The organism is Amycolatopsis sp. NPDC045836, from assembly GCF_056431745.1.
In genome coordinates this window covers 289551-305460 of sequence record NZ_JBWKKF010000006.1, presented here as the reverse complement: position 1 = coordinate 305460, position 15910 = coordinate 289551, and the positions used below count along the sequence as shown (strand labels likewise).

The window sequence follows — 15910 nt, the reverse complement described above, 5'->3', positions numbered from 1 at the left end:
CGCCCACCGCCCCCCTCAACGGAGGCGCTTCGCGCCACTGAAAGGATTTTTGTGTGATCGCATCATCGTGGCTGCTGGTCGCCTTCCCGGCGCTCGGCGCGCTGATCCTGCTGGCCGGGGGCAAGCGCACCGACGCGTGGGGGCACCTGCTCGGCACCGCCACCGTCGCACTGTCCTTCGTGTACGGCCTGGTCCTGTTCTTCGCGAACAGCTTCGACGCGGCCAGCGACGTCAAGCTGTTCTCGTGGATCCCGGTCAACGAGCTGCAGGTGGACTTCGGGCTCCGGGTGGACCCGCTGTCGATGACCTTCGTGCTGCTGATCACCGGCGTCGGCATGCTGATCCACTTCTACTCGGTCGGCTACATGCACGACGACCGCGGCAGGCGGCGGTTCTTCGGCTACCTGAACCTGTTCGTCGCCTCGATGCTGATCCTGGTGCTGGGCAACAGCTTCGTCACGCTGTACCTCGGCTGGGAGGGCGTCGGCCTGGCCTCGTACCTGCTGATCGGCTGGTACCAGGACCGCCCGTCCGCGGCCACCGCGGCGAAGAAGGCGTTCCTGATGAACCGCGTCGGTGACGTCGGGCTGGCGCTGGCGATCTTCCTGATGTTCAAGTACGTCGGCAGCACCGGTTACGCCGAGGTGTTCGCCGCGATCGACCAGATCCCGCCGGGTGCGCTCACCGCGATGGCGATCCTGCTGCTGCTCGGGGCCTGCGGCAAGTCCGGCCAGTTCCCGCTCCAGGCGTGGCTGCCGGACGCGATGGAGGGCCCGACCCCGGTCTCCGCGCTGATCCACGCGGCGACCATGGTCACCGCCGGGGTCTACCTGGTGGCCCGCTCCGGGGCGATCTTCAACGCCACCGAGTCCGGCAGGCTGGTGGTCACCCTGGTCGGCGTGGTCACGCTGCTGATCGGGTGCATCATCGGCTGCGCCTACGACGACATCAAGAAGGTGCTCGCCTACTCCACGGTCAGCCAGATCGGTTACATGATGCTGGCGGTCGGGCTCGGCCCGTTCGGCTACGCGCTGGGCATCATGCACCTGCTCACCCACGGCTTCTTCAAGGCGGGCCTGTTCCTCGGCGCCGGTTCGGTCATGCACGGCATGAACGACGAAGTGGACATGCGGAAGTTCGGCGGGCTGTACAAGAAGATGCCGATCACCTTCGCCACCTTCGGCCTCGGTTACCTCGCGCTGATCGGCTTCCCGTTCCTGTCCGGCTTCTACTCGAAGGACGCCATCATCGAGGCGGCCTTCGGCGCTCCCGGCTGGCAGGGCTGGGTCTTCGGCGGCGCGGCCACCCTGGGTGCCGGGCTCACCGCGTTCTACATGACCCGCCTGGTGATGCTCACCTTCTTCGGCAAGCAGCGCTGGAAGGACATCAAGTCCAGCGATGGGCGCGAGTTCCACCCGCACGAGTCGCCACCGGTGATGACCGTGCCGATGATCATCCTGGCGGTCGGCTCGGTCGCGGCCGGTTTCCTGTTCACCGCGGGCGACTCGCTGGTCGAGTGGCTCACCCCGTCGCTCGGGGTGTTGCAGGAGGCCGAGCACACCGCGCTGCCGCACGGTCTCATCCCGTTCCTGGTGGTCGGCCTCTCCGCGCTCGGCGCACTGGCCGCCTACGTGATCTTCCGCCGCGACACCCCGGTCGAGCGGCCGGAGCGGGTGTCCTTCCCGGTCCGCGCGGCCCGCAAGGACCTGTACGGCAACGCGCTGAACGAAACGCTGGTGGCCCGGCCGGGCATCTGGCTCACCCGGTTCGCCGTGTTCCTGGACAACCGGGGCGTGGACGGGGCGGTCAACGGCCTGGCCGCGGGCCTCGGCGGCGGTTCCGGCAGGCTGCGCCGGCTGCAGACCGGGTTCGTCCGCTCCTACGCGCTGTCCATGCTCGGCGGTTCGTTCGTCGTCATCGCCGCGCTCCTGCTGGTGAGGTTCTCATGACCCTGTTGCTCGTCCTCATCCTGCTGCCGCTGGCCGGCGCGATCGCGGTCACCGCGCTGCGCTCGAACGACCGGGTCGCCACGCTCACCGCGCTGGCCGTCTCGATCGTCGAGCTGGCGCTGATCGTGCCGCTGTGGCTGAGCTACGAACCCCGCGGCGAGCGCATCCAGCAGGCGTCCTCGATGGACTGGATCCCGAACTTCGGCATCCACATCTCCTTCGGCATGGACGGCATCGCGCTGGTGATGATCGCGGTGATCGCCCTGCTGGTGCCGCTGATCATCGGCGGCACCGCGGCGGTGGACAAGCTGCCGAAGGGGCGCAGCGCCGGCGGTTACTTCGCGTTGATCCTGGTGCAGCAGTCGCTGACCATCGCGGTCTTCGCGGCCACCGACGTGTTCCTGTTCTACGTGCTGTTCGAGATCATGCTGATCCCGATGTACTTCCTGATCGGCGGTTACGGCGGGCCGAACCGGCAGTACGCGGCGGTCAAGTTCTTCCTGTACTCGTTCCTCGGCGGGCTGATCATGCTGGCGTCGGCCATCGGCGCCTACTCGATGGCCTCGGACGAACTGGGCCAGGGCACCTTCGACTGGGCCACGCTGGTCTCGGTGGTGCGGGACGCGCCGACCGGCACGCAGATCTGGCTGTTCCTCGGTTTCTTCCTGGCCTTCGCGATCAAGGCGCCGCTGGTGCCGCTGCACACCTGGCTGCCGGACGCGGCCGGGCAGGCGCCGATCGGCGTGGCCGTGCTGCTGGTCGGCGTGCTGGACAAGGTCGGCACCTTCGGGTTCCTGCGTTACTGCATCCCGATGTTCCCCGAAGCCAGTCAGACGCTCGCGCCGCTGGTGCTCACCCTCGCCGTGGCCGGGGTGGTCTACGGCTCGATGCTGGCTGCCGGGCAGTCGGACATGAAGCGGTTCATCGCCTACGTGTCCATCGCCCACTTCGGGTTCATCGCGCTGGGCATCTTCGCCTTCACCGAGCAGGCGCAGGTCGGCTCGGTGTCGTACATGCTCAACCACAGCCTGGCCACCGGCATGCTGATCCTGGTGATCGGCATGGTGATCGCCCGCGGCGGGTCCACCCGGATCGCCGACTACGGCGGCATGGCCAAGGTGACCCCGCTGCTGGGCGGGCTGTTCTTCATCGCCGGGCTGTCCACCCTGTCCCTGCCCGGCACGAACTCGTTCATCAGCGAGTTCCTGGTGCTGCTCGGCTCGTTCGACACCCGCCCGGTGTTCACCATCGTGGCCACGCTGGGCCTGGTGCTCGCCGCGGCCTACGTGCTCTGGCTGTACCAGCGCATCTTCCAGGGTCCGGTGCGCGGTGACGCCCTGATGGGTGTCGGAGGCGGGCCTGGGACGGCGGTGGCGCCGGAGGTCGGCGCCAAGAAGTCCATCCGCGACCTGTCCAAGGTGGAGATCGGCGTGCTGGCGCCGATGGTGGTGCTGATCATCGGGCTGGGCTTCTACCCGAAGCCGGTCCTGGACACGATTACTCCTTCGGTGGAAGCCACGATGTCCGCCGTGCAGGAAGGCAACTGATGCTCGAGGTACTCCTGGCCCAGGATCCGGGCAAGATCTCCGCCCCGGCGATCGACTACGCGGCGATCCTGCCGATCCTGATCATTCTCGGCGCGGCGTGCGTCAGCGTGCTGTTCGAGGCGTTCCTGATCAAGCACCAGCGGTGGTCGGCGCAGGTCATCCTGTCCCTGCTGGCCATCGTGGCGGCCGGGGTCGCGCTGGTCCTCTACGTCCGCGACTCGCCGGAACGCGGCACGACCACGCTGAGCGGGTCGCTCTCGGTGGACAAGCCCGCGTTGTTCCTCTGGGGCACGCTGCTGGCGCTCGGCATCGGCGCGGTGCTGCTGATCGCGGACCGGTCGGTCGAGCCCGGCGGCGCCTTCGTCGCGCAGGCGGCGATCCGGCCGGGCACCTTCCAGGACCGCGCGCAGGTCGGCTCCACCGGGATGCAGACCGAGGTGTTCCCGCTGACGCTGTTCGCGCTCGGCGGCATGCTGGTCTTCACCGCGGCGAACGACCTGCTCACCATGTTCATCGCGCTCGAAGTGCTTTCCCTGCCGCTGTACCTGATGTGCGGGCTCGCCCGCCGCCGTCGCCTCATCTCGCAGGAGGCGGCGGTCAAGTACTTCCTGCTGGGCGCCTTCTCCAGCGCGTTCTTCCTGTACGGCCTGGCGCTGCTCTACGGCTACGCGAACTCCGTGAAGCTGGCCGACATCGCGAACGCCACCGCGGGCACCAACCGGTCGGACACGCTGCTGTTCGCCGGGCTGGGCCTGCTCATGGTCGGCCTGCTGTTCAAGGGCTCGGTCGGCCCGTTCCACACCTGGACCCCGGACGTCTACCAGGGCGCGCCGACGCCGATCACCGCGTTCATGGCGGCCTGCACCAAGGTCGCCGCGTTCGGCGCCATCCTGCGGGTGCTGACCGTCGGCTTCGAGTCGACCAGCTGGGAATGGCGCGGGGTGCTGTGGGGCGTGGCGATCGTGTCGATGGTGCTGGGCGCGGTGCTCGGCCTGACCCAGACCGACGTCAAGCGGATGATCGCCTACTCGTCCATCGCGCACGCCGGCTTCCTGCTGGTGGGCTCGATCGCGATGACCGAGCAGGGCCTGTCCGGCACGCTGTTCTACCTGCTGGCCTACGGGTTCACCACGCTCGCCGCGTTCGGGGTGGTCAGCCTGGTCCGCGACGCGAACGGCGAAGCCACGCACCTGTCGGCCTGGGCCGGGCTGGCCAAGCGGTCGCCGTTGCTGGCCGGGGTGTTCACCTTCCTGCTGCTCGCGCTCGCCGGAATTCCGCTGACCAGCGGGTTCGTCGGCAAGTTCGTGGTGTTCGAGGCGGCGCTGACCGACGGCATGGCGCCGCTGGTGGTGATCGCGCTGGTGGCCAGTGCCGTGGCGGCGTTCTTCTACCTGCGCGTGGTGGTGCTGATGTACTTCTCCGAGCCGTCGCCGGAGGGGCCGGCGGTCACCGTGCCGGGCACCTTCACCACGGTGGCCATCACCCTCGGTGTCATCGTCACCCTGGTGCTGGGCGTCCTCCCGTCGTTCGCGCTGGACTGGGCGGGTGCGGGCGGTTTCGCCAGCTGAGCTTCCACCGGGTGGGGCGCTGCTTTCCTTCGCAGCGCCCCACTCCTGCGTTCAGCGGTCGCCGAGGTCCCGGACGCGGGTGGAGGTGACCGAGAGCAGGCCGAGCACGGTGCCCGGCGGGATCCACGCCTGGGCGGGGTGTGCTCCGGCCACCCGCCGTTCGCCGAGGAAGCGGCCGTTCTCCCGGTCGATCACCAGCTCGCGGCGCTCCCGCCCGCCCGGCACGCCGATGGCGGCACCGACCCGCCCGTCCGGCAGGGTGACGTCGCCGTAGTCCTGGATGCCGTCGAACATCGCCAGCGCCCGGTACCAGCCGGCGTAGCGCTCCTTCGGCAGCACGCCGGAGGCGAGCAGTTCCACGCCTTCGCTGAACGCCGCGCCGGGCTCGGGGGCGTGCTTCCGCAGCCACCCGGCGATTTCCGCCGGGTCGGTCGGTGTGGTGGCGAAGAAGCTCGGGCTCTCGGGGTCCTTCGGTCCGCCGCAGACGACCTTCGGCTTGCCCTTGCGGGGGTAGTGGCCGCACTTTTCCGTCCACCGGCCGGTGTCGTTCCACGGTTCGGGTGGCGGGGTGCCGCCCACCAGCTGTGACGGACCCTCGGCCGTGCGCTCCTCCCGCCACAGCCGCTCGGGTTCGAACGGCACCCACGATTCGATCCGGCGGGTGTGCACCTTCGTGTAGCCGGAGTTCGGCGGGCTGTCGACGACGTCGTCGTCCGCGACGGTGCCGTAGACGGTCGTCTCGGGGATCTGGCCCAGCCGCACCACGTGCAGGTACGCGCCGTCCGGCTGCGGTGCCCCGTCGACGTTGAGATCGGCGGCTCGGTGCAGCAGGGAAGCGGCGGACTGGACCGGCTCGGGTGCCTCCCGGATGACCTGCGTGGTGGTGACCCCCGCGACCACCACGGCCGCCGCGGCCACCGGGAGCAGCCAGCGCCGCCGCCGCGGTGCTCTAGCCGGCGCCACCTCGGCGAACACCCGCTCGCGGACGCCGTCCAGCGCCGGGTCCGCGGTGCGTGCCCGCTGGTGCAGCAGCAACGCCAGCGCCTCGTCGAGTTCGCGCTGGTCACTCATCGAGGGCCTCCTGGGGGTGCTGGGTGAGCAGGGTCTGCAGCCGGTGGCGGAGCCGGTGCAGCCGGGAGCGGACGGTGCTGGCGGGCAGGCCGAGCGCCGCGGCGACTTCGGCGGGTTCGAGCCCCGCCCACGAGGTGAGCAGCAGTACATCGCGTTCCTGCTCGGTGAGTTCGGCGAGCTTGCCCGCGAGCAGGCGCATCCGCCGCTGGGCGTCGACGCGGTCGGCGACCAGCGCGTCGTGGCCGAGGTCGCCGTCGTGGTCGCGGCGGGCGTGGGCGCGGGCGGTGGCGCGCAGGCCGCGGATCTCCTGGCGGACGTGCGTGCGCACGAGGTTGGTGGCGATGCCGTAGAGCCAGCCGCGGATCGGGGCCAGCCGGGGGTCGTAGACGGCCCGCTTGCGCCAGGCGATCAGGAAGGTCTCGGCCACCAGGTCGTCGGCCACGTGCTCGCCGACGCGGCCCGCGAGGTACCCGCGCAGGGGCCGGGCGTAGGTGTCGAAGAGCTGCGCGAAGGCCGCGGGACCGTCCAGCACCGGACGGGTGCCGTCGGCCGACGGAGCGCGGGATTCGCTGATTCTGGCCACGGTACTGGTTGGCCGACGGCGCCCCGGGCGTCCCGCGGCGCGGAGTGCTTAGTGGTACATGTCACAGAACAGCCGGTTTTCGCGAACGCTCACGCCGTTGTTGCCGGAGTACGGGCATGAAAACGGGTGGATCGGTGCTGCTGGTGGGGTTGCTGGCCGGGGCGGCCGCCGCGTTGGTGGTGGTGCCCGGCGCCACGGCACCGCGAGCCGAACCGGTGCCCGTGCTCGAGGCCGGGCCGCCGCCGGTGGAGCCGCCTGGAACCGCCGAGCCGGCTGAGCCGCCTGAGCCGGCCGAGTCGCCTGAGCCACCGGAGCCGCCACCCGGCGCCCCGGCGGAGGCCGTGCCGACGGCGGACGACCTCGCCGCCGCCGCGCCGAACGCGAAGCTCGGCGTGCTGGTCTTCGACCGCGAGTCCGGGAAAACCCTCGCCGAGCACCGCAGCACGGCGAGGTTCACCTCGGCTTCGGTGGTCAAACTGCTGATCGGGCTGGACGCACTGGAAAGCGGTGCCGCCGCACCGTCCACAGTGGAACGCATGCTCGCCCGCAGCGACGACGCCGTGGCCAGCGAGCTCTGGGCGAGCCGCGGCGGTGGTGCCCTGGTCACCCGCTGGGCGAAGCGCATGCGGTTGTCGGCGACCCGGCCGCCGGAGGACCCCGGCCGCTGGGGTGACACCACCGTCACCGCGGCCGACGTCGGGCGGATCTACCGCTACCTGCTCGAACGGGCCCCGGACCGGCTGCGCGAGGTGGTCCTGCGCGGCCTGCGCGGCACCACCGCCACCGGCGCCGACGGCTTCGCCCAGCACTTCGGCATCCCCGACGCCGTCGGCGACCAGCCGTGGGCGGTGAAGCAGGGCTGGGCCTGCTGCCGCCCGCGCCGCCAACTGCACACCACCGGCCTGGTCGGAACGGGTGACCGGTACGTGGTCGTCGTGCTGAGCGACCACCCGGAGTCCGTCACCCACGCCACGGCGGCGAAGCGGATCACCGGCGTGGTCACCGCCCTGCGCCCGCTGCTCGATCAAGCGTTGGCTTCTTCGTAGGCGCCCGGGTGGTAGACCTCGATGAAGCCACGCAGTTCCTTGACCGAGCCCGCGGTGAACGTGTGGTCCAGCCGGTAGGTGCCGTCGGGCCGCAGCCAGTGGTTCCGCATCTCGGGGTGCCGCTGGGCGAACCGCTCGTCGCCGGGCACGATGTCGACGTGGTACTCGTCCTCGTGCGGGCTCACCCGGAAGGCGCCGATCTCCGCCCAGGTCAGTTCGAACGTCGACGCGAACACGTCGCGGTCCCAGGCCGTCTTGCCCACGAACGAGTTCCAGCGCACGCCGACGGCGGTGACCAGCAAGCCGACGAACTTGCCCGGTTCCGCCACCGAGCTCGTCGTGCGCACCGAACCACCACCGAGCAATTCGTCGGGGTACAGGAAGTACGGTCCGAACGGCTTGTCCCCCCAGTAGCCCTGGGCATCGTCCGGTACCGGCGTCGGGATCAGCTTCTGCTGCGGCCCACCCGTTTCGGCGGGGGGCAACGCGGTCGCCCGCACCGGCCCGTCGCAGAACCGGCGGGCTCGTTCCTGCACGGCGTACGCCTCCGGCTCGCTCAACTGGACCTCGGTGGTGTACACGTCACGGGCTCGTCTGCCTGCCCGTGGTTGCCGGAAGAACTCGGCCGGCGTGGTCAGCCGCAACCGGAGTTCGTACCCGTAGGGCGGCTCGAGGAGGTTCAGCGGCCGCAGGAACCGGCGCCGCAACTCGACCCCGGCGACCTCCGCCCACGTCAGCGTCCACCCACCGGTCGGTGCGCTGGCCAGCCGGATGCCCGCCTCGTCCACGAACAGCCGCCACCCGCTGCCCCCGCGGACGCGGACGCGGACGATGTGGGCGATGCAGCCCGCGGCGGCCAGGGTGAACAGGGCCGAGAGCAACCAGTTGTCCAAGGTCGGCGCGAAATCGAGCATGAAGAACGACCCGATCGAGCCGTAGACGAGGATCGCGGCCCCGATGTACCAGCGCTTGAGCCGTCGCTTGGTGCGGTCGGCGATCAGTGCCGGGTCACTCATCGAGGCTGCCGGAGATGCGGTTGCCCCCTCGCGTGGGGAACACGTTCCCCGCCGGGGGGTCGTACACCGACGGTTTCGGCGGCGGGGGCGGTGAGTCGACGACCTTGGTCTCCCGCTTGTCGTGCTCGCGCTTGGCCTCGGATTCGTTCCACGGGCCCTGCTTGTCGTGCTCGGTGCTGCCGGTGCTGCCCGCTTCCTTGACGGAGCCGCCGACGATGGTCTTCCCCATCTCCTTGGCGGTGTCCGTCAGCACCTTCTTGCCGAAACCCTTGGACGCGTCGACCGTCGCGCGGATCAGCACGTCCCACGACCCCTTGGCCATGCCCTTGAGGAAACCCTGCTCGGCGAGGTACCGGGTGGCGTCGTTGAACAGGCTCCGGAGGCTGTCCAGCAGGTCGCGGCCCCGCTGGAGCACCCGCGCGCACCGGGTGAGTTCCTTCGTGCCGGTGTTCGTGCTCTGCACCACCACCGGCATGATCTCCGCCGTCAGCGCGACCGGGTAGGCGGGCGGCGGGTACCTGGCGATGATCATGATGATCTTGGTGCAGACGTCCGCGATCAGGTCGCGGATAATGGTCCGGACCACGTTGAGCACGGTCCGGCAGATGTCGACGAGCGAGGCCACGCCCTTGGCCCCGTCGGAGATGCCGCGGTAGAGGTCGAGGCGGTCCTGGACGAACAGGCGGTACTGGTCCACCGACTGCCCGGTCCAGTCCGCGCAGTCGTTCTTCGTGCTGTCGGCCAGGCTCTGCGCGGTCTCCTGGACGTGCTTGCTGACCTGGTTCCAGGTGGCGGCGGTGAGTTCCAGTTCGTCCTGGTTGCCGGTGACGGCGTCGAGGTAGTCGTTGAGCGGCGAAAGGTGCTCGATCACCCAGCCCAGCCCCATGCTGACCAGCACCTCGACGGGGTTCTTCCCGCCCCTGAGGTTCGTGGCGAGGTCGATCGCGCCGGTGGCGTAGTCGAGCAGGCCCTCGGTCCAGTCGCCGCGGGCGATCTGCTCGGCGCCGCCGATGAAGTCCTGGGCCATTCCGGCGCCCTTGAAGAAGTCCTTGACCGGGGCCTTCGCCGAGCCGAGGTCCTGCTGCGCGTCCTCGGTGATCTCACTCACCGGCTTCCACCTTCTTCAGCAGGCGCTGGATTTCTTCCTCGTCCACGCGTTTGCGCTCGGCCCACTGGCGAACCGCGTCCGCGTGGGCCTGACCGGTTTCTTCGGCCTTGCGCAGGGTTTCGACGGCGTCTTCCATGGCGCTGTTGCACAGCAGGCTGAGCGGGATGCCGAAGACGCCGAACGCGTAGTGGTCGAGTCGCGCCTGGGCGGCGTCGACGGCCGACTTCAGCAGCTGGTGGGTGGCGGCCACGTTCCCGGCGTGGGCGTCGATCTCGTCGGGGTCGGCGTTGAAGCCCTGGTCGCCGTTCATCGGCGGTCGCCTTCGTCGGTGAGGAAGTCGTTGCCGGTGAAGTAGTCGTCGTCGTGGGCGTCTTCGGTGGTCCTGGTGGGACGCGACCGGCGTTCCGGGGGTGGCGGTGCGGGGGTTTCCGGTTCGGCGACGAAGCGGCTGTCCTCGTCCGGGGTGGTGTAGCCGCCTTCGAGGTAGCCGTCCGGTTCCGGTTCCGGGTAGGCCGCGTTGAGCTGGTCGATCAGCTCGGCCATGGTTTCGGTGCCCGCGATGGACGGCACCCCGCCTGCCATCGCGTCGGCGAGTTTGCTCTGCGCGGCTTGCATGGTGCGCAGGATCTGCTGGTCCAGGTCGGCTTTCGCGCGGGCGACGGGGCCGATTTCCAGGCCGGTGAGGTTGCCGGCGTGGTTGACGGTGACCGTGATCTGTCCGTCCTTGCTGCGTTCGCTCACCGAAACCCGCTCGATCTCCGCGCGCATCCGCTCGGCTTTGCGCTGCGTTTCGGCGAGTTTTGCTTCGAAATCGGCGAAGAGCTGGTCAGGGCTCGTCACGCGCGAACCTCCCCTTGTTCACGTCGGTGGTCGTACGGAGTGTGGCATATCGGTGGCGGGCTCAGTGCAGGCTCGCGCCCAGTGAAGCCACCTTTTCGCTCAGCCGGGCTCGATCGCCGGGAATCACGGTGATGTGCGCATTGCCGGGTGTTCCGCTGCTGCTCAACCCGACCCTTCCCGCGTCGATGTCGAGGTAGCTGAGACCAACCGGGGCCTGTTGCCGATTTCCGCGATGATCCCGCCTCGCCGCGTGCAGCAGGCCCGCGCCGTAGTTGGGCACGGCGAATATCTCGTCGAGCTGTTTGGCTTCCTGGCTCTTGCTGCGCTTTTCGTCGTAGATCCCGGATGGGCCGGCGTCGTCCGCTATTTCGTGCCGGGGCACGGTGAACGGCCGGAAGTCGGCGGCCGGGAAGGCCGGGAGGTGGTCGATCAGCAGGGTCGCCGGGTCCTTGCCGCGGTACGGCTTGAGCCAGACGCGCTCGTCCTGGTGCACCACCACGACCGCCGTCCGGTCCTGCGCCGCCACGAGCACTTCGTAACTCTCGTTGCGGGTGCGGAGGTGGGCGAAGTATTCGACCGGCGGCCGGTTGAGCAGGTGGAGCGTGTCCTCGAAACCGTCCGAAAGCCTTTTCCGGTTGGTGAGGCCGAGGTTTTCCAGTTCTTTCCTGGCGGCTTCGTCGAGTTCCGTTTTCGCGGTGGGCGGGACGTAGCGCTCACCACCCGCGAAAACCAGGTGCGGTCGGTCGTATCCGGTCCACCGCATGGCGGCGAGCAGGGTGTTCAGCGAGATTTCGGCGCGGTGCTCGATCACCACGGTCAGGTCGGCTTTCTGGTTTCACCGATGACCGGCGGCGTCGGCTTTTCGATGTCGCCGCCGAAGATCTTGTCCGGATCGGGGCCGAGCAGGTAATCGGGGCGGCGGTGTTCCTTGTCCTCTTCGGCGCGCTGGGCGCCACCCGCGCCCATGGGCCCGAACGGGGTGCCACCGGGTTTGGGTGCGGTGGGCCCGCCACCGCGCACGGGGGCGGCTGGGTTCGGCGTGCCGCCGGGGACACCGCCGACGGTGCGACCAGGCGGGTTGCCGCCCGCGATGGGACCGCCGGGGTTCATGCCGCCCGGACGGCCGTTGACTGCGCCGGGGCCGCCGGGGTTCATGCCGCCGGGGCGGCCGTTGACCGTCCCCGGACCGCCTGGGTTCAGGCCACCCGGCTTGCCGCCGGAGTTCGGCCCGCCTGGAACGCCGTTGAGCCCTGGGCCGCCGGGTTCGAAGCCGCCGGGAGCGCCGGCCTTGAATCCGCCGGTGCCCGGGCCGCCGGGCTGCGGCACCCCGGTGCCGGGCGTGCTGGGCCCCCACTGCCCGCCGCTCGGCGTCGTCGGGGCCTTGACCGGCTGCTCATACGCGGCTGCCGCCTTGGTGCCGTCGTACTGCTGCTGCGTCACCGGCTGGTAACCGTTGCCCGCGGACGTCTTCGGCTGACCACCCCCGACGACGTTCGGTGTGGTGGCGCCCTTCTCGGACTGCTGGGCATTCGCCTCGGCCATGCCGATCGGCGCGCCGGGATCGACGAGCGGGGTGAACGAACTGGGCATCGTGTCGCCGTTGCCCATGCTGGTCGCGTGGTACCCGGCGAAGGCGTCGATGTTCTGCTGGGCCTTGGCCTGCCACTCGCCGACCTTGTTGTTGTAGCTGTTCCAGTTGCCGGTCGTCACCGCCTCGAAGACGTCGGCGGAGGTCAACTCGGGCTTGCTGGCCTCGACGGGCACCACGGTGTTCTTCACCGAGCCGAAGGCGGAGGTCTGGTCCTCGAGCGCGCTGCCCGCCTTCGCCAGCAGGGAGGCGTCCTCGAGGGATGCCTTGGCCAGCGGGAGCGCCGCGTTGGCCGCGTTGGCCCCGGCCTCCCCGGTCCACCCGGCCTGGATCTTGCCCGCCAGCTCGGCGATCTGCTGCGCCCGCTCGGACAGGTTCGAGGTCAGCCCGGACGCGGCGTCCTGGGCCGCGGTCAGCGTGCCCGTTCCCGGGCCGCCGTTCACCTGCTCGTAGATCTGCGCTGCGTTGAGCGGAGCGTTCATCAGCCTGCCCCCTGAATGTTGGCGATGACCATGTCCAGCACCTCGTGCGCGGCTTCACACGGGTCCTTCTTGCCCACGTTCTTCTCCGACAGCCTCACCGTGGCTTCCACCGTCGACCTGTCGGAAGTACCCGCGGCGACGTTGCACAGGCCCTTGGTGGTCTCATCGGTGTTGTTCCAGGCGACCGCCGGGAAACCGCGCACCGGTTGCATCTCCTCGAAGAACCGGTAGTCCGTGCCCTTCTTCCGGTAGATGGCGGTGAGCCCGAGGTTGGTCGTCTTCGGAAAGCCGACCGCGACGAACGCGCCCTGGGTTCCGTAGCTGTGCCAGGCGCAACTCGGACCCGCGGCGTCTTCCGGCTTTTCGGTGACATCCGTGCCCAGCAGGCCGGTGACCTGGGTGTCGTTGAGCGTTTCGCACGGCGTCGCTTCCAGCTTGCCGGTGTCGAGGGCGTTGTCCACCTTCGGGGCACCGAACCCGGGGACTTCCGCCTCCGCGGAGGATTGCGAGGGCTCGACCGCACCGGCGGTCGGCACGGTCGGACTGCCGGGTACGTCGCCGCCCTGACAACCGCTGAGCAGCAGCGCCAGACCGGCTGTCCAGGCCAGGCTTCGAGTGGGTCGGCGCATCTACAGCGAGCCTCCTTGGTTGCCGATTTCAGCTCCGGCACCGGCATCGGCCTCGGCGTACTGCCCGGCGGCCGCGCGGAACTTCTGAGCCTGCGCTCGGCAGTAGTCGATCCGCTCCTTCAGCGTGGCCAAGAGCGTCTCACCTGATTGGCGCACCAGGCGGGCGTTGTCCCCCGAGGCGTACTCGGCACCAGGCCCCTCCACCTGGGCCAGCCAGCGGGCGTGAACCAGGTCCAGCTCATAGGCGGCCGCCAGATCGTCCCATTCCCGGGCGATGGCGTTGAGTTCCGCTGGTTCGAAGGAATAACCACCGGACGGGGTGGTGGCCGCCGTGCCGGTGGCTTGAGCCAGCTCCCCCAATTGTCCGGCGGCTTCCCCGAGTTGGTCCAGGAAACCGCCGGTGGAGGGCGGTGGTGCGGGCGTGGTCAAGATGGGCTCCTCCCCCGAGGCCATCGGCGCCGAACTGTCACCTTCTGGGCGCGCTGCGTGATCCGCGTGCGTCAAAGTAGCACCGGCGGGCCCCGCTTGTGCAGCGTTCAGCCGGACGTGGGCTGCTCGCTTTCACGAGCATCGCGCCTGGCTGTCACCTGGCGGGTGCACTGCGTGATCCAGGTGTCGAAAGTAGCATCCACGCGCTTCGCTTGTTCACCGTTCACCGCGGTTCAGCGGTTTGTCGCGTTCGTCACCTGTGGCGAGTAGCGGGAGGCCACCAGCGGTACCACCCCAGCCATTAGGCTTGGGTGAACCCGTGACCCAGTGCTGAGAGGGCGGAGCCGAAGTGGCAGTGCGTGATGGCGCTATGGAGGACTTGCGCGCGGCCGTCGGCCTGCAGATCGCCGACGAGGGGCTGCTGCGCGAGCTGGCCAGCGGCCTGCGTGACGTGGAGGCCCTGCTGCGCGAGACCGTGCGCAGCGAGGTGCAGGCGGTCAACGACGCGGCGACCCACCTGGTCGAGGCCGGTGGCAAACGCTTCCGCCCGCTGTTCACCCTGCTCGCCTCGCAGTTCGGCGTGGGGGGCCGGGACGCGGTGGTGACCGCGGCCGCCGCGGTGGAGCTGGTGCACCTGGCCACGCTCTACCACGACGACGTGATGGACGAGGCGACCATGCGCCGCGGGGCGCAGAGCGTGAACGCCCGCTGGGACAACACCATCGCCATCCTCACCGGCGACTTCCTCTTCGCGCACGCCTCCCGGCTGGTCGCCGACCTCGGGACCGACGCCGCCCGGATCATCGCCGAGACCTTCGGTGAGCTGGTCACCGGCCAGATGCGGGAGACCGTCGGCCCGCTCGAGGGGGAGGACCCCGTCGAGCACTACCTCTCGGTCATCGCGCAGAAGACCGGGTCGCTGATCGCCACCGCCGGCCGCTTCGGCGGCATGCTGTCGAACGCCCCGGCCGAGCACATCGACGCGCTCCGCCGGTTCGGCGACATCATCGGCACCTCCTTCCAGATCTCCGACGACGTGATCGACATCGCTTCGGCGTCGGAGCAGTCGGGCAAGTCGCCGGGCACCGACCTCCGCGAAGGCGTGCGCACGCTGCCGATGCTCTACGCGCTCGCCGACCCCGCCACCGACCCCCGGCTGGTGGAACTGCTCTCCGGCCCCATCACCGAAGACCACCTCGTCGAGGAGGCCCTCGGCCTGCTGCGTGCCTCTTCCGGACTCGATCGGGCGAAGGACACCCTCGCCGACTACGCTCAGCGCGCGCGGGTCGAGCTGGCTTCTCTACCGGCCTCACCAGCGCGGGACGCCTGCGCGTCGGTCGCCGACTACCTGGTGGCCCGCACCGGTTGAGTGACCCCCGATAGGGGCGTAAGGAAGGCTGCCCGGTCCCGTCACGCAGCGGAGGGGGCCGGAAGGAGGGACGGCGGCGGAGATGTCGATTTTCACGCAGGTCTGGTTGTGGAGCGTGGCGGCGTTCGCGATCGGGGTGCTGCTGACCGTGCTGCTGCTCGTCCTGCCGGCCCGCAAGCAGGTCAGGGAACTGCAGCGGCGGCTCACCGAGGCCGAGTCGGCGCCCCGCGAGCCCACTCGCCAGTTCCCGGCCGGGGCACCGCCGGCTGAGCCCACGCGCACCTTCCCGTCGGAGGGCACCGGTTACCAGCCCGCTTTCGAGGCCGAGGCGACGCGTTCCTTCCAGCCGAACCCGAAGCCGGAGTCCTCGGCGACTGGCTACCAGCCTGCGTTCGAGGATGAGCCGGAGTCGCGGTCTTCGGCGGCGACTGGTTACCGGTCCGCGTTCGGGGATGAGCCGGAGTCGCGGTCCGAGGCGGCTACCAGTTATCAACCCGCCTTCGGGGATGAGCCCGAGCGCCCTTCGGCGGCTGCTGGCTATCGGCCCGCTTTCGAGGATGAATCGGATTCGCGGTCGTCGGCTACTGGTTATCAGCCCGCGTTCGGGGATGAGGCCGAGTCGCGGTCGTCGGCGGCTGCCGGTTATCAGTCTGCGTTGGAGGATGAGTCGGAGTCGCGGTCGTCG

At 69.8% G+C, this 15910-nt stretch carries 15 protein-coding genes and 1 pseudogene; 6 read left to right on the top strand and 10 right to left on the bottom strand.

What is annotated here, in order from left to right:
- Window positions 1–53 precede the first annotated feature (53 nt).
- From nuoL to nuoN, 3 genes are read left to right on the top strand one after another with little or no spacing between them, the layout of a single operon-like run.
- Window positions 54–1949 (top strand): NADH-quinone oxidoreductase subunit L, encoded by a 1896-nt coding sequence (nuoL, locus tag AC07EG_RS13535; RefSeq protein WP_478253369.1) that lies wholly within the window; start codon window positions 54–56, stop codon window positions 1947–1949.
- On the top strand, window positions 1946–3496 hold the full coding sequence (locus AC07EG_RS13530) for an NADH-quinone oxidoreductase subunit M (protein ID WP_478253368.1): 1551 nt from the start codon (window positions 1946–1948) through the stop codon (window positions 3494–3496). The genes nuoL and AC07EG_RS13530 overlap by 4 nt, the downstream gene beginning before the upstream one ends.
- Window positions 3496–5064 (top strand): NADH-quinone oxidoreductase subunit NuoN, encoded by a 1569-nt coding sequence (gene nuoN, locus AC07EG_RS13525; protein ID WP_478253367.1) that lies wholly within the window; start codon window positions 3496–3498, stop codon window positions 5062–5064. Before AC07EG_RS13530 ends, nuoN begins: the two co-directional genes overlap by 1 nt.
- Before the next feature lie 51 nt (window positions 5065–5115).
- Here nuoN and AC07EG_RS13520 read toward each other — a convergent pair whose 3' ends face one another.
- Window positions 5116–6135, bottom strand: coding sequence for a CU044_5270 family protein (locus AC07EG_RS13520; protein WP_478253366.1), 1020 nt, complete (start codon window positions 6133–6135; stop codon window positions 5116–5118).
- Window positions 6128–6718: an RNA polymerase sigma factor gene (locus AC07EG_RS13515; RefSeq protein ID WP_478253365.1), complete on the bottom strand. Its 591-nt coding sequence runs from the start codon at window positions 6716–6718 to the stop codon at window positions 6128–6130. Before AC07EG_RS13515 ends, AC07EG_RS13520 begins: the two co-directional genes overlap by 8 nt.
- Window positions 6719–6834: 116 nt before the next feature.
- Between AC07EG_RS13515 and AC07EG_RS13510 the strand changes: the two genes are divergently transcribed.
- A complete protein-coding gene (locus AC07EG_RS13510; protein WP_478253364.1) occupies window positions 6835–7764 on the top strand; it encodes a serine hydrolase in 930 nt (309 codons plus the stop codon).
- On the opposite strand, the gene AC07EG_RS13505 is transcribed toward AC07EG_RS13510, so the two are convergent.
- The 8 genes from AC07EG_RS13505 to AC07EG_RS13470 all read right to left on the bottom strand — a co-directional run bounded on the left by AC07EG_RS13505 (window position 7743) and on the right by AC07EG_RS13470 (window position 13856).
- On the bottom strand, window positions 7743–8780 hold the full coding sequence (locus tag AC07EG_RS13505) for a hypothetical protein (RefSeq protein ID WP_478253363.1): 1038 nt from the start codon (window positions 8778–8780) through the stop codon (window positions 7743–7745). The two genes, AC07EG_RS13510 and AC07EG_RS13505, sit on opposite strands and share 22 nt — an antisense overlap.
- Window positions 8773–9888, bottom strand: coding sequence for a hypothetical protein (locus tag AC07EG_RS13500; protein WP_478253362.1), 1116 nt, complete (start codon window positions 9886–9888; stop codon window positions 8773–8775). Before AC07EG_RS13500 ends, AC07EG_RS13505 begins: the two co-directional genes overlap by 8 nt.
- The gene (locus AC07EG_RS13495) at window positions 9881–10198 is read right to left on the bottom strand and encodes a hypothetical protein (RefSeq protein ID WP_478253361.1); all 318 of its coding nucleotides are present in this window, start codon (window positions 10196–10198) and stop codon (window positions 9881–9883) included. The genes AC07EG_RS13500 and AC07EG_RS13495 overlap by 8 nt, the downstream gene beginning before the upstream one ends.
- A complete protein-coding gene (locus tag AC07EG_RS13490; protein ID WP_478253360.1) occupies window positions 10195–10728 on the bottom strand; it encodes a YbaB/EbfC family nucleoid-associated protein in 534 nt (177 codons plus the stop codon). The genes AC07EG_RS13495 and AC07EG_RS13490 overlap by 4 nt, the downstream gene beginning before the upstream one ends.
- A 61-nt stretch (window positions 10729–10789) precedes the next feature.
- Window positions 10790–11539 carry an ESX secretion-associated protein EspG gene (locus AC07EG_RS13485; protein WP_478253359.1) on the bottom strand — a complete coding sequence of 250 codons (750 nt, stop codon included), beginning with the start codon at window positions 11537–11539 and terminating at the stop codon, window positions 10790–10792.
- Window positions 11540–11544: 5 nt separating this feature from the next.
- On the bottom strand, window positions 11545–12798 hold the full coding sequence (locus AC07EG_RS13480; RefSeq protein ID WP_478253358.1) for a PPE domain-containing protein: 1254 nt from the start codon (window positions 12796–12798) through the stop codon (window positions 11545–11547).
- Window positions 12798–13427: a DUF3558 domain-containing protein gene (locus tag AC07EG_RS13475; RefSeq protein WP_478253356.1), complete on the bottom strand. Its 630-nt coding sequence runs from the start codon at window positions 13425–13427 to the stop codon at window positions 12798–12800. The genes AC07EG_RS13480 and AC07EG_RS13475 overlap by 1 nt, the downstream gene beginning before the upstream one ends.
- Window positions 13428–13856, bottom strand: a complete 429-nt coding sequence (locus AC07EG_RS13470; RefSeq protein ID WP_478253355.1) for a hypothetical protein — start codon at window positions 13854–13856, stop codon at window positions 13428–13430. It abuts the gene before it with no gap.
- A 370-nt stretch (window positions 13857–14226) separates the two neighbouring features.
- On the opposite strand from AC07EG_RS13470, the gene AC07EG_RS13465 reads away from it, so the two are divergent.
- Together AC07EG_RS13465 and AC07EG_RS13460 are read left to right on the top strand one after the other, a co-directional pair.
- Entirely contained in the window at window positions 14227–15225 is a 999-nt protein-coding gene (locus AC07EG_RS13465; RefSeq protein ID WP_478253354.1) for a polyprenyl synthetase family protein, read from the top strand.
- Between the two features lie 82 nt (window positions 15226–15307).
- Window positions 15308–15910: pseudogene (locus AC07EG_RS13460) on the top strand (hypothetical protein); the annotation flags it as partial.

What these genes read in the sequence shown, in the direction of transcription:
- AC07EG_RS13530 (WP_478253368.1), top strand. Translation starts at nt 1,946, where the DNA reads ATGACCCTGTTGCTCGTCCTCATCCTGCTGCCGCTGGCCGGCGCGATC.
- nuoN (WP_478253367.1), top strand. Translation starts at nt 3,496, where the DNA reads ATGCTCGAGGTACTCCTGGCCCAGGATCCGGGCAAGATCTCCGCCCCG.
- AC07EG_RS13520 (WP_478253366.1), bottom strand. Translation starts at nt 6,135, where the DNA reads ATGAGTGACCAGCGCGAACTCGACGAGGCGCTGGCGTTGCTGCTGCAC.
- AC07EG_RS13510 (WP_478253364.1), top strand. Translation starts at nt 6,835, where the DNA reads ATGAAAACGGGTGGATCGGTGCTGCTGGTGGGGTTGCTGGCCGGGGCG.
- AC07EG_RS13505 (WP_478253363.1), bottom strand. Translation starts at nt 8,780, where the DNA reads ATGAGTGACCCGGCACTGATCGCCGACCGCACCAAGCGACGGCTCAAG.
- AC07EG_RS13495 (WP_478253361.1), bottom strand. Translation starts at nt 10,198, where the DNA reads ATGAACGGCGACCAGGGCTTCAACGCCGACCCCGACGAGATCGACGCC.
- AC07EG_RS13480 (WP_478253358.1), bottom strand. Translation starts at nt 12,798, where the DNA reads ATGAACGCTCCGCTCAACGCAGCGCAGATCTACGAGCAGGTGAACGGC.
- AC07EG_RS13475 (WP_478253356.1), bottom strand. Translation starts at nt 13,427, where the DNA reads ATGCGCCGACCCACTCGAAGCCTGGCCTGGACAGCCGGTCTGGCGCTG.
- AC07EG_RS13465 (WP_478253354.1), top strand. Translation starts at nt 14,227, where the DNA reads ATGGAGGACTTGCGCGCGGCCGTCGGCCTGCAGATCGCCGACGAGGGG.